This window comes from Marivirga arenosa, assembly GCF_030503895.2.
GTDB classification, from domain to species: domain Bacteria; phylum Bacteroidota; class Bacteroidia; order Cytophagales; family Cyclobacteriaceae; genus Marivirga; species Marivirga arenosa.
The window spans coordinates 1,205,218-1,217,133 of the sequence record NZ_CP129970.2 but is presented as its reverse complement, the minus strand read 5'-3'; the positions used below and the strand labels follow the sequence as shown (position 1 = coordinate 1,217,133).

Annotated in this window: 14 protein-coding genes; 8 read left to right on the top strand and 6 right to left on the bottom strand. The window is 33.0% G+C overall.

The window, feature by feature from the left end:
- Positions 1-18: 18 nt before the first annotated feature.
- Positions 19-777 (bottom strand): SDR family NAD(P)-dependent oxidoreductase, encoded by a 759-nt coding sequence (locus QYS48_RS05370; protein WP_302103234.1) that lies wholly within the window; start codon positions 775-777, stop codon positions 19-21.
- Between the two features lie 181 nt (positions 778-958).
- Here QYS48_RS05370 and QYS48_RS05365 point away from each other — a divergent pair, with 181 nt between their 5' ends.
- On the top strand, positions 959-2,605 hold the full coding sequence (locus QYS48_RS05365; protein ID WP_308357837.1) for a pseudouridine synthase: 1,647 nt from the start codon (positions 959-961) through the stop codon (positions 2,603-2,605).
- Positions 2,606-2,639: 34 nt separating this feature from the next.
- Here the strand turns inward: QYS48_RS05365 and QYS48_RS05360 are convergent, their stop codons facing one another.
- Together QYS48_RS05360 and QYS48_RS05355 are read right to left on the bottom strand one after the other, a co-directional pair.
- Positions 2,640-2,996, bottom strand: a complete 357-nt coding sequence (locus QYS48_RS05360) for a T9SS type A sorting domain-containing protein (RefSeq protein WP_302103238.1) — start codon at positions 2,994-2,996, stop codon at positions 2,640-2,642.
- Between the two features lie 87 nt (positions 2,997-3,083).
- Positions 3,084-3,248 carry a hypothetical protein gene (locus QYS48_RS05355; RefSeq protein WP_308357836.1) on the bottom strand — a complete coding sequence of 55 codons (165 nt, stop codon included), beginning with the start codon at positions 3,246-3,248 and terminating at the stop codon, positions 3,084-3,086.
- Positions 3,249-3,340: 92 nt separating this feature from the next.
- Between QYS48_RS05355 and QYS48_RS05350 the strand changes: the two genes are divergently transcribed.
- Complete coding sequence (locus tag QYS48_RS05350; protein ID WP_302103239.1) at positions 3,341-3,814, top strand: DUF6438 domain-containing protein; 474 nt, start codon at positions 3,341-3,343, stop codon at positions 3,812-3,814.
- Between the two features lie 21 nt (positions 3,815-3,835).
- Here the strand turns inward: QYS48_RS05350 and QYS48_RS05345 are convergent, their stop codons facing one another.
- A complete protein-coding gene (locus QYS48_RS05345; RefSeq protein ID WP_308357835.1) occupies positions 3,836-4,363 on the bottom strand; it encodes a hypothetical protein in 528 nt (175 codons plus the stop codon).
- Positions 4,356-4,886 carry a helix-turn-helix transcriptional regulator gene (locus QYS48_RS05340; protein WP_308357834.1) on the bottom strand — a complete coding sequence of 177 codons (531 nt, stop codon included), beginning with the start codon at positions 4,884-4,886 and terminating at the stop codon, positions 4,356-4,358. The genes QYS48_RS05345 and QYS48_RS05340 overlap by 8 nt, the downstream gene beginning before the upstream one ends.
- 110 nt (positions 4,887-4,996) lie before the next feature.
- Between QYS48_RS05340 and QYS48_RS05335 the strand changes: the two genes are divergently transcribed.
- The 4 genes from QYS48_RS05335 (at position 4,997) to QYS48_RS05320 (ending at position 7,112) form a co-directional block, all read left to right on the top strand.
- Positions 4,997-5,254, top strand: a complete 258-nt coding sequence (locus QYS48_RS05335; RefSeq protein WP_302127973.1) for a YtxH domain-containing protein — start codon at positions 4,997-4,999, stop codon at positions 5,252-5,254.
- A gap of 58 nt (positions 5,255-5,312) precedes the next feature.
- Positions 5,313-5,804 (top strand): Dps family protein, encoded by a 492-nt coding sequence (locus QYS48_RS05330; RefSeq protein WP_302103244.1) that lies wholly within the window; start codon positions 5,313-5,315, stop codon positions 5,802-5,804.
- A 119-nt stretch (positions 5,805-5,923) separates the two neighbouring features.
- A complete protein-coding gene (locus QYS48_RS05325) occupies positions 5,924-6,700 on the top strand; it encodes a UDP-2,3-diacylglucosamine diphosphatase (protein ID WP_308357833.1) in 777 nt (258 codons plus the stop codon).
- A gap of 16 nt (positions 6,701-6,716) precedes the next feature.
- Entirely contained in the window at positions 6,717-7,112 is a 396-nt protein-coding gene (locus QYS48_RS05320) for a hypothetical protein (protein WP_302103245.1), read from the top strand.
- A gap of 85 nt (positions 7,113-7,197) precedes the next feature.
- Here the strand turns inward: QYS48_RS05320 and gcvP are convergent, their stop codons facing one another.
- The gene (gene gcvP, locus QYS48_RS05315; RefSeq protein WP_308357832.1) at positions 7,198-10,110 is read right to left on the bottom strand and encodes an aminomethyl-transferring glycine dehydrogenase; all 2,913 of its coding nucleotides are present in this window, start codon (positions 10,108-10,110) and stop codon (positions 7,198-7,200) included.
- Between the two features lie 137 nt (positions 10,111-10,247).
- Between gcvP and QYS48_RS05310 the strand changes: the two genes are divergently transcribed.
- Both QYS48_RS05310 and QYS48_RS05305 read left to right on the top strand, forming a co-directional pair.
- Complete coding sequence (locus tag QYS48_RS05310) at positions 10,248-11,708, top strand: M28 family peptidase (RefSeq protein ID WP_308357831.1); 1,461 nt, start codon at positions 10,248-10,250, stop codon at positions 11,706-11,708.
- 2 nt (positions 11,709-11,710) lie between these two features.
- Positions 11,711-11,911 (top strand): hypothetical protein, encoded by a 201-nt coding sequence (locus QYS48_RS05305; protein WP_302103247.1) that lies wholly within the window; start codon positions 11,711-11,713, stop codon positions 11,909-11,911.
- Positions 11,912-11,916 lie beyond the last annotated feature (5 nt).

Genomic DNA, 11,916 nt, shown 5'->3' with positions numbered 1-11,916 from the left:
TATACTGGCTATTAATTATCAAGCTGTCATGCCACCATCCACAGGGTTAACAGTTCCAGTGATGAAGCTGCTTTCATCGCTTCCTAAAAACAACATGAGCTTTGCCACATCCTCGTTTGTTGCATATCGCTGTAGTGGAATACTTTGCTCAAATCCTTTTTTAGCTTCAGCTCCTGCTCCTGGTGCAAATCCTTCTTCTAAAGAGCGCATCATTCTATTATCCACCGGTGATGGGTTAACAGTATTAACTCTAATTTTATGAGGAGCTCCTTCCAATGCAGCTGATTTCATCATCCCTATAACAGCATGTTTACTTGTTACATAAGGCAGTACATTTGGCGTACCCATAAGCCCAGCCACTGATGAAGTAATGATAATGCTTCCACCCTCTTTGTTTTGTTTCATAACAGGGAAAACATGTCTTAGTCCATAATAAACCCCTTTTATATTTACATTTATGAGCTGGTCAAACACTTCTAAGGGATATTCATCCAAAGGAGCTACCTTTCCTTCTATACCTGCATTATTATAAAATATATCTATCCCTCCTAATTTGTCTTTTGCGAAGGCAACATATTTTTCTACTTCCTTTTCATTACTTACGTCAGCTGCGAAAGTAAACAGATTTTCTGATTTTAATTCTTCTTTCGTTTTTTGTAAGTCACTATCTTTTAAATCAGTAATTAACACTTTTGCACCCTTTTCTAATAAAAATTTAGCTAAGGTTTTCCCAATTGCTCCAGCACCTCCAGTGATTATAATTCTTTTATTTTTCATGATATTAGGTTTTAGCTTTTGGATATTTTAACGTAAGCCATATTTGGAAGTTGGTGATATAAGTTACTCTGTAAGATGATTTAAATTTAGAATGTGACTAATATTCATCATGTTACTAATACTTAATTACTTAATTTTGAATTTATAATCTAAGGCTTCCAATAGCCCAAATTTATTTCAAATGCAGGATCAATACTTTAATAATTTTCAAACAGATGTCTCAGAAATTGTATTGCCAAAGAAATTCACTTTTCCTTTTTCTTACGAACCTCATCCTTTAACAAAAATTGCTGCAAAGGAACTGCAACAACTACTAAGTAAAAAATCACTGGAAAAAGAAATCAGTGGTAAGATGTATGGTGTTTTGGTGGTTAAAAACAAGAATAATGAATTAGGCTTTTTAGCTTCTTTTTCTGGTCAAGATTATGAGGGAGTGGAGCCAGCTAATTTTGTGCCGCCTATTTTCAATAGGCTAAATAAAGAAGGGTTCTTTAAAAAAGGAGAGGAAGAATTAAGACAAATAAATTCCAGAATTGAAAATATAGAGAAAGATACTGAGTTTATAACCTTAAGAGAAAAATTAAAAGAGCAGAGTAAAAAGGCTGATTCAGAAATTAAGGATAGACAACTCGCTAAGCATAAATCTAAAGCAAAAAGAAAGGAACAAAGAGAAGAAGCAATGATTAGCTTAAGCCCTGCAGCATATGATCATCTTAATGAAAAACTTAGTAAAGAAAGTAGGAAGGAGGATTTTAACTATAAAAAGTTCACAAAGGATTGGAAGAGAAAAATTGCTACTATTCAGAAAGAGCTTTCTGTTTATGAATCTAAAATTCAAAAATTAAAAAAAGATAGAAAACAAAAGTCTATTCTATTACAAAAAAAGATTTTTGATCAATATCAGTTCTTAAATATCAAGTCTGAAAAGAAAGGACTTGAAACCATATTTGAACCAATAGGCAATCCGCCATCTGGAGCTGGTGATTGTGCATTACCGAAGTTACTTCAATATGCATTTCAGAATAATTATGAGCCAATTTCAATGGGAGAGTTTTGGTGGGGTAAAGCGCCAAAATCCGAATTACGTAAAGAGGGTAGATTTTATCCAGCCTGCAGTGGCAAATGCAAGCCTATTTTGGGTCATATGTTAAAAGGCCTGAATTTGGAAGATGATCCTTTGAAGCAGTATACGGCTAAAGACAAAGTAATTAAAACCTTATATGAAGATGATTTTATAGCAGTAATTGTTAAGCCTACTGGTTTGTTAAGTATCCCTTCCAAAGAAATTAAAGATTCTGTTTTATTAAGAATGCAAAAAAAGTATCCCAAAGCTACAGGGCCGCTGTTAGCTCACCGATTAGATAAAATGACATCAGGTATTATGCTAATAAGTAAAGATTTGGATAGTCATAAATACCTACAAAAGCAATTTATGGATAAAACTATAAAAAAGAGGTATTATGCCATCATTGAGGGGGAATTAAATGAGAATAGTGGAGAAGTAAATTTACCATTAGCAGTAGATGAAGATAATAGGCCTATGCAAAAAGTATCTTATCAAGAGGGAAGAGATGCAAAAACAAAGTGGGAAGTTATTAATCGTAAAAAAGATAAAACATTAGTCAAGTTCACACCGATTACAGGAAGAACACACCAATTAAGGGTTCATTCTGCACATCCTGAAGGTCTAAATGCTCCAATTGTGGGAGATACATTATACGGTGAGAAAGATGAGAGATTAATGCTGCATGCGCAATTCATTGAGTTTTATCATCCTAAAACTGAAGAGAAATTGAGCTTTGAGGTTGATCCAGATTTTACATTATAGAAAAGCCCTATGAAAACTCATAGGGCTTAATAAACTATTCTATTATAATTTTCCTTTGCGTTTGTTGATTTCCGCTTTGAATTTTTATGAAATAAAGACCACTTTCTATTCCTTTTAAATCAATAGACTTTTTCTCATGATATCTATTTTTATTGAATCTTTTAGATAGAATTTTTTTTTCGTCTATAGAATGAATTGTAACTAAATAACTACCGAAGATTTTATTTTCAAAAGAGTAATTTAATTCTTTAGCACCATCAATAGGATTTGGGAAAGCTATAAAACTTGTATTTAATGGTGAGTCATTTGATAACACAGTTATATTTTCAGAAATGCCTTCGCAACCATTAATTAAAACTGAAACTTTATAGTCGCCACTATTCTGAACCATAATAGATTGACTCGTGGCATCCGGTAATATTGCGTCTTTATAAAACCATTGTAGTTTACGATATTATTAGACTGATTTCCAGCCCTTTTAAAATTGTTGATTTAAAAAACTTCTAGGGGGAGGTACAAATGTATTATATGAATTTGGATCAGCCAGGCAAATAACGGGATCAAACTCTTTAAATACTTGTGCGTTAAGGTCACCAAAGGTAATTAATATTAAAATATATAGTGCAATAAATACTTTTTTCATATTTATTAATTTATCACCATCTTTAAAACTAATTATTCTACATCGGAATAATAGAATTATTTTAATTTTTTATAAAAGACACCCATAATTACATGAATTTATTCAAAAAGATTCCAATCTATTTTATTCTATTGATTTGTTTTATAGCTTCTTGCAAATCCACAACAGGAAATAATTCACAAAAGGTTGAAGAAATTTTTAGCTTAAATACTACTTCTTGTTATGGTCCATGCCCAGTATTTAATTTGATGATATATGGAGATAAAAGACTGGTTTTTGAAGGGAAGGAAAACACTGATTTATCTGGAGAACATGAAAAACAACTTACTGACGATCAGTTTGATGCTTTAATGGCAATAGTTGAATCTGCTGATTGGGCAAATTTAGAGGAAGAATATAGATCAGACATGACAGATTTACCTACACAAAATTTCATGTATAACAGAAATGGAGTAATTAAAAAAGTTATGAGATATGGTGCGGGACCAGAATCCATTTCTAATTTGAGCGACACCATACTTACTTTTGTTGAGGAACAAATCTTTTCAGAGAAAACAAATGATTAATATCGAGAAGTGAGATCTTTCTCACTTCTTGTTTTTAGGTAAATATTTTGAGGTGAGCTTATCGTTTTCAGATTCATTGCTCCAGAACACATTCATAATATAATATCTATCCTTATCTCTTAGTATTTGAATGCTATTAATCCCTCTTCTTTGGACAGGTCCATTCTTTTCAGTTCTCACTGCATAGGTACTAAAGCAATGAACAATGTTTCCAAACTCTTCAGTAATTCTATTTAACTCCTGTTCGTAAAAGGCAGTACCCTCTCGATATTTTTTGTACATGTCAATATATTCTTGAGGTGTCCAATAATTATAGCTGATTTCTCCTTCTTCATTTATTAGAGTGGGAATTAATTTAGCATCTTCAGAAAAAAGAAATTTAAACCTCTCCCAGTCACGTTCTTGGTCGGCAGGGCCTGAAATAACTTCTGTCAAAGCTGACATTATATTCTCTACAGATTGAACGTCTTTCAGATAATTCTGCGAGAATAAATTTTGATTAAAAGAAAATAGGATGAATGTAATGAGGATGTAGTATAGTTTATTCATTATGCTTATCAATTATTTTTATCAAATCAGTATTACTTTGAAGAACTGTTTGTAATATATCTAATAAATTGGAGTAATCAGCAGATAACTTTTGATTTAAATCTTCATGATTGAGATTTGAATTCATCCTCATTTTATGAAAAGCTCTGAAGCCATCCACCATTTTTTGGATGTCCTTATTCTGTTCTTTTAGATGTTTTAATTTATTTCCGTTATTCCCTTTTAAGGCATTCACTTTATTTTTCAAACCTTGAAAAGGGAAATTGTCTTCAATTATTTTGAATGGATTTTTATCTAGAATAGGTTTTTCAGCCTCAAGTTTTAAATCTTCATTTACGATTTGATGAATATCAATGTTAAAAAAATCAGCAATTTTAACCAAGTTTTCAATGCTGGGTTGCGCAAGCTCCTTTTCATAAGATGCTATATTACCTCTTTTTAATCCAACAGATTCAGCCATAGCGGTTTGGCTAAGGCCTCTTTCCTTTCTTAAGAATTTTATATTTTCAGATATTTTAGTCATTTGTTAACAATATTAACAAAAAATAAGATAAAATGTCAAAATATGTAACATTATTAGACTGATAGAGTTAACATAAGTGTAGATTATTAGAAACTAAAATAAATATCACTATGAATAATGGAGTAAAAATATTGACAGGATTTAGCTTAGGATTGCTAACAGGTGCTGTTGCAGGTTTATTGTATGCACCAGAAAAAGGAGATAAGACCAGAAAAAAATTGAAAAAGAATGTGGATAAATCTTATAAAGATTCTATGAAAAAGATTGATGAATTGAAATCCACATTAAATCAAGAAATTGATAATGTTTCATCTAAAGGAAAAGAAACTTTAAGTCAATTGAAAGAATCTGTAAACTATAAAAACTAGGATTGTAATTTATTGATTTAAGGTTCAAATATTTTTGAGTTTAAAAATAGATTAATAAATGAATACTGTAACAGAAAAAAGATATAGAAAATTAGGATTTGACAAGTCTGAAACCGAAAGATTGGTGGAAGTGATGAATGCATTATTGGCAAATTACCATATGCATTATCAAAAACTTAGGAACTTTCACTGGAATGTAAAAGGAGCTGATTTCTTTGATTTACATGAGCAATTCGAGGAAAGATATGATATTGCAAAAGAAAGTATTGATGAAATTGCTGAAAGAATTCGAGTATTCGGGCACACACCGCTTAGTAATTTGAGTGATTACATGGAGAATTCTGATATTAAAGAATCTCCAACTAACTTACCAGCAGAGGAAATGGTACAAGAAATCTTAAATGATTATCAAATATTATTATCATTTCTGACTGATGCCATGAATGCTGCGATTGATATAGGAGATGTTGGTACTGAGGATATGTTAAATACATTTATCCAAGACATGGAGAAACACCACTGGATGCTAAGTTCTTTCTTAGGAAAATAAATTGATAGTAGTAAAGTTGAAAGCTGAATCAAGTAACGGTTCAGCTTTTTTTTATGCCCTACTTAAAATCCTAAAAATTGAATAGAATTCATATCCTTTTTTTAGCTTTGTAGCTAGAAATGAAAACAATAAACCTAGACATAACAGAATCTAAGAAATTATATTTCGCCTCAGATTTTCATTTAGGAGCACCCAATAAACTAGAAAGCTATAAACGAGAAAAGTTAATCGTCAGATGGATGGACAGTATAAAAGAAGATGCTGCAGCCTTATTTTTAGTTGGCGATTTATTTGATTTTTGGCATGAATATAAGCGAGTTATTCCTAAAGGGTTTATTCGGTTTCAAGGAAAATTAGCCGAGTTAGCCGATTCTGGTTTACCCATCTATATATTTACAGGAAATCATGATATGTGGATGTTTGGCTATTTCACGGATGAATTAGGGATAGAAATTCTTAAGTCTCCAATTTCATTAAATGTGGATAAAACTAAAATATTAATTGGTCATGGTGATGGTTTAGGGCCTGGTGACAAAAAGTATAAGGTACTCAAAAAGATTTTCGCGAATAAAATTTGCCAATGGTTCTTCAGACAAATTCATCCGGATTTAGGAATCAAAATAGCTAATGCATGGTCTGCAAGCAGTAGAATAAGTAGCACTACATCTGATACTGAAAAATTTTTGGGTGATGGCGAATGGTTATGGACCTATGCAAAGGAGATGGAGAAGAAGGAACATTTTGATTATTATGTGTTTGGGCACAGACATTTACCATTAGATCTAGAGGTTGGAGAAAATTCTCGCTACATAAATTTAGGGGAGTGGGTGAATTATAATACATTTGCATCTTTTGATGGCAAAGAATTTGTACTCAAAAAATTTGATCAAGAATAATTTCTGTCTTTACTATATGAAAAGAGTATTACTCATACTTATTATTTCCATTTTAACTGTCTCGCTTTCATTTGCTCAGAAGAGTAGTTCTAAAGACAGTGTGGAAATTGAAAGTATAGAAAAAGATGGCCGTGTAAATTATCCAAAGAAAATTCTAGTAAATCCTGAATTTGATTTTAAACTTAAGAAAACAGAAAAAGGGAAGTTTAGCCTAAGCTTCTATAATGAGAAAAATAAGGCTGTCACCATCAAGATTTATGACCTTATAGGTAATTTGATTATGCAAGAAACCGTATCTAATAAGGGGCCTTTTAATAAGGAATATGATCTTAGTTATTATAACCCCAAGTTCTTTATCGTAGAAGCAGGCAGTTCCCAATACAACAAAACCAAATCAATAATTGTAGAGTAAGATTGTAAATCAAGTAGTAATGGATTCATACAAAAAAGCCTTTCATTTTTAAAATGAAAGGCTTTTAAGGTATATATATTTGAAATTAAACCGCTAACTCCGCTTTGTTTTCTTCATATTCTGATACTGGAATACAGCTACACATCAAGTTTCTGTCACCATAAGCAGAATCTATTCTACTTACACTTGGCCAGAATTTATTCATTCGAACTGATTCTAATGGGAATACAGCTTTTTCTCTTGAATAAGGTAACTCCCATTTTTCAGCTAAAGCAACAGACATAGTATGAGGTGCATTTTTCAATACATTGTTTTGCTGATCAGCTTTTCCATCTGCTATTTCCTGAATTTCTTCTCTGATTGAAATCATGGCAGTACAGAATTTATCTAGTTCCATTTTACTTTCACTCTCTGTTGGCTCTATCATCATAGTACCAGGAACAGGGAAAGAAACTGTAGGAGAATGGTATCCATAGTCCATTAGTCTTTTTGCAATATCTTCCACTTCAATTCCAAACTCTTTGAAAGCTCTGCAATCAATAATCATTTCATGTGCTGCTCTACCTTTTTGATTAGTATACAACACAGGGTAATGACCATCTAATCTTTCTTTAATATAGTTTGCATTAAGGATAGCAATTTGAGTGGCTGCTTTTAATCCTTTTGCACCCATCATGCAGATGTAAGCATAACTAATGGATAAAATACTAGCACTACCCCATGGCGCAGCTGAAATAGCTGAAATAGCCTGATTTCCACCAGTTGGTACCAATGGATTACCAGGAAGGAAGTCTTCCAAATGTTCTGCCACACAAATTGGTCCCATTCCAGGGCCACCACCACCGTGTGGTATACAGAACGTTTTATGAAGATTCAGGTGACAAACATCAGCCCCAATATTTGCTGGAGAAGTTAGTCCAACCTGTGCATTCATATTAGCTCCATCCATATAAACTTGCCCACCATTATCATGAATGATTTGGCAAATTTCCTGAATACTCTCTTCAAATACACCGTGAGTTGAAGGATAAGTAACCATTAATGCAGCTAAATTATTTTTATACTCTTCAGCCTTAGCTCTTAAATCATCAAGATCTATATTTCCTTGATCATCACATTTGGTAATCACCACTTTCATTCCTGCCATAACAGCACTAGCTGGGTTTGTACCATGTGCCGATGAAGGAACAATGGTAACATTTCTATGACCTTCTCCTCTGCTTTGATGATAGGCTCTAATCACCATTAGACCAGCATATTCACCTTGTGCACCTGAATTAGGCTGTAATGAAGTTGCAGCAAAACCCGTGATTTCAGTTAGCATATTTTCCAGCTTAATGAACATTTCTCTATATCCTAAAGCTTGTTCTTTCGGAGCATATGGGTGAATGTATGCTAATTTAGGCCATGTTACTGGGATCATTTCTGCTGTTGCATTTAGTTTCATTGTGCATGACCCTAAAGAAATCATAGAATGAACTAATGATAAATCTTTATTCTCAAGCCTTTTGATGTAACGTAACATCTCGTGCTCAGCATGATACTGATTGAAGACAGGATGTTCTAAATAATGACTTTCACGTATGAATTGTTTTGGCCAATCTAATTCTAAATCATTTACTTTTTCTTCAACTGTAAATTTAGATTCATCTTCATCTACTACTAAAGCGAAAATCTCAATTAACTCTTTAATATCATGAATTCTAGTGGTCTCATTTAAAGAAATAGAAACCGTATGCGTCCCGCTTAAATTCAAGTTAATTTTTCTCTCATATAATAATGAGTGAAGTTTCTCCCTTAATTTTTCCGACTCTAGTTGTACGGTAATAGTATCAAAGAAATGCTTGTTAGAAACTTCATATCCTAAAACTGTTAAGCCATTAGCTAATAATTTTGTTAAGGAATGAGTACGGATAGCAATTTTTCTTAAACCAATTGGCCCATGATAAACAGCATACATACCTGACATAATCGCTAATAAAACTTGAGCCGTACAGATATTTGAAGTCGCTTTTTCCTTTTTGATGTGCTGCTCTCTGGTTTGAAGCGCCATTCTATAGGCTTTGTTTCCTTCTTTATCGATTGATACTCCAATGATTCTACCAGGAATCTGTCTTTTATATTTTTCTTTAGTCGCGAAATATGCTGCATGTGGTCCACCGTATCCTAATGGGATTCCAAATCTTTGTGAAGTCCCTACTACACAGTCAGCTCCCATTTCACCTGGAGGTGTTAAGATTGCTAAAGATAGTAAATCTGCACCGATAGCGGAATAAATATCGTTTTCAGCAGCCGCCTCAATGTAAGGCTTAAGATCTAATATTTCTCCTTTTAAGTTTATTTGCTGAGTATAAAATCCAAATATTTCAGGATCCGTAACATCCAATTGTGTTAAGTCAGCAAATCTTAATTCAATTCCAAGAGGATTTGCTCTGGTTTTAAGAATATCTATGGTTTGTGGGAAAGTATTTTCATCTACAAAGAAAACATTAGCAGACTTCTTTTTTCCTTTTCTTAAACCATAGAACATACTCATGGCTTCAGCAGCAGCAGTACCCTCATCTAATAATGAAGCATTAGCGATTTCCATCCCAGTTAAATCAATAACCATAGTTTGAAAATTAACCAGCGCTTCTAATCTTCCTTGTGCTATTTCAGCCTGGTATGGAGTATAAGCGGTATACCAGCCTGGATTTTCTAAAATATTTCTTTGAATCACTCCAGGTGTGTGGGTATTGTAATACCCTAAACCGATATAGGATCTAAAGATCTGATTTTTATCAGCGATATCTCTAAAAGATTCTAAAAATTCAAACTCGGTTTCAGCTTCTGGAAGATTTAAATCCTTCTTAAGCTGAATGGCTTTCGGGATTGTTTCATCGATAAGTTGCTCTAAAGAATCGGCCTTTACCGTTTTCAGCATCTCTGATATTTGCTGATTATCCGGTGCATTATGCCTCACATCAAATCTTTCTTGGTATAGAGGGTTTAATTTCATAATATTTGAAAGTATCTTTAATAAATATTTTAGATATTCACGGACTGTTTCGTGCCACAAAAGTACAATATATTATTTAGGATTTTTGTTCACTTAACAGTAAAAATTTTAAATAAATTTACCTTAAACCCTTAATTATGAAGACATTTTTCTCAAGCTTGTTGATGAGTATCCTTGCTTTTAATATTCTTTCAGCTCAAGTAATGGAGAAGCAAGCAAGAAAGTATGCAAGTACTATAACTGATGCAGATTTAAGAGAACATTTAAGCTTATTAGCTTCTGATTCCTTAGAAGGAAGAGAAACTGGTAAGAAAGGTCAAAAGATGGCTGCCGAGTATATTAAAAATGAGTTTGAATCTTTGGGCCTAAAGGCTCCAGTTGATGGATCTTATTTTCAAAAGTTTAATTTATATCAAACTTACAGAGGAGACTCTGAACTAACTTTTAACGGGCAAACCATTAAAAATTTGGACCAAATGGTTTATTGGGCGAATGTTCCATTCGAAAAATCACAAATAGAAATTATTTATGTAAATAAAGCTCAAGAAGAAGATTTATCAGAAGTTGACGCTAAAGGCAAGTTTTTAGCTTTTAAAGCTGAAGGACAGTTCACTCCTGTTCTGCAAACGATCGAAGAATTAGGTGCAAAAGGAGCTATTGTATTCGCAGAAGATAGTAGTAGAATGGGAATGGTATTGAGATATGGTAGATATTACTCAACTCATGGTTCTCTTTCTAGAAAAAAACCGACTGAAGAAGGTTTAGCTAGTGTAGTTCTGTATCAAGAATTAGCTGAAGATTTATTCGGAAAGCCATTAGAGGAATTAAAAATTGGTGATGAAGCAAAAGCTGAATTATTTGCTGAAATCAATACAGAAACTGTAGAGACTGAGAATGTATTAGGCTACCTTGAAGGCACTGAAAAGAAAGATGAATTAATTATAATTACTGCCCATTATGACCATGTAGGTGTACAAGATGGTAAAGTATATAATGGTGCGGATGATGACGCTTCTGGTACTACTGCTGTTTTAGAAATTGCTGAGGCATTTGTAGAGGCAAAGAAAGATGGTAAAGGGCCTAAAAGAAGCATTCTGTTTATGCCGGTAACAGGTGAGGAAAAAGGCTTGTTAGGTTCAGCTCATTATTCTGAGAACCCTGTTTTCCCATTAGAAAATACGGTAACCAATCTTAATATTGATATGATTGGTCGAGTTGATTCTATCCATAAGGATAATAGAGAATTTGTTTATCTGATTGGATCAAATAGAATCTCAACTGAATTACACGAAGTAAGTGAAATGATTAATGCTAATTATACAAAGCTTGATCTTGACTATACTTACAATGCAGAAGATCATCCTGATAGAATATACTACAGATCAGATCACTGGAATTTTGCGAAGAATGGTGTTCCAATCATATTCTACTTCAATGGTACTCACCCAGATTATCACCAGCACACCGATACAGTAGATAAGATCGAATTTGATTTGTTAAAGAAAAGAGCAGATTTAGTTTTTTATACTGCTTGGGAAATAGCCAACAGAGAAAATCGTTTATCTATTGATGAAGTAGAGGAAACTGAAGAAGAATAATCATGAAAAAGCTATTAACCTTTGTAACCATTTTAATGATTTCTGCCTGCGGACTAGTTGAAGTTTGTGTAGTCTGTACAGAACTTAATACAGGAATTGAAGAAGATTATTGTGGATCACCAGATCAAGTTCAAGAATGGGAAGATGATTTAGAGGAAACAGGAAATCAATACGGACAAGATTGGAGCTGTGTAGGTTCTTAAAATTG

Coding starts and splice junctions, on each gene's coding strand:
- QYS48_RS05335 (WP_302127973.1), top strand. CDS start 4,997: ATGAATAATGGAGTAAAAATATTGACAGGATTTAGCTTAGGATTGCTA.
- QYS48_RS05350 (WP_302103239.1), top strand. CDS start 3,341: ATGAATTTATTCAAAAAGATTCCAATCTATTTTATTCTATTGATTTGT.
- QYS48_RS05370 (WP_302103234.1), bottom strand. CDS start 777: ATGAAAAATAAAAGAATTATAATCACTGGAGGTGCTGGAGCAATTGGG.
- gcvP (WP_308357832.1), bottom strand. CDS start 10,110: ATGAAATTAAACCCTCTATACCAAGAAAGATTTGATGTGAGGCATAAT.
- QYS48_RS05330 (WP_302103244.1), top strand. CDS start 5,313: ATGAATACTGTAACAGAAAAAAGATATAGAAAATTAGGATTTGACAAG.
- QYS48_RS05365 (WP_308357837.1), top strand. CDS start 959: ATGCAGGATCAATACTTTAATAATTTTCAAACAGATGTCTCAGAAATT.
- QYS48_RS05345 (WP_308357835.1), bottom strand. CDS start 4,363: ATGAATAAACTATACTACATCCTCATTACATTCATCCTATTTTCTTTT.
- QYS48_RS05360 (WP_302103238.1), bottom strand. CDS start 2,996: ATGGTTCAGAATAGTGGCGACTATAAAGTTTCAGTTTTAATTAATGGT.
- QYS48_RS05305 (WP_302103247.1), top strand. CDS start 11,711: ATGAAAAAGCTATTAACCTTTGTAACCATTTTAATGATTTCTGCCTGC.
- QYS48_RS05340 (WP_308357834.1), bottom strand. CDS start 4,886: ATGACTAAAATATCTGAAAATATAAAATTCTTAAGAAAGGAAAGAGGC.
- QYS48_RS05320 (WP_302103245.1), top strand. CDS start 6,717: ATGAAAAGAGTATTACTCATACTTATTATTTCCATTTTAACTGTCTCG.
- QYS48_RS05355 (WP_308357836.1), bottom strand. CDS start 3,248: ATGAAAAAAGTATTTATTGCACTATATATTTTAATATTAATTACCTTT.
- QYS48_RS05310 (WP_308357831.1), top strand. CDS start 10,248: ATGAAGACATTTTTCTCAAGCTTGTTGATGAGTATCCTTGCTTTTAAT.
- QYS48_RS05325 (WP_308357833.1), top strand. CDS start 5,924: ATGAAAACAATAAACCTAGACATAACAGAATCTAAGAAATTATATTTC.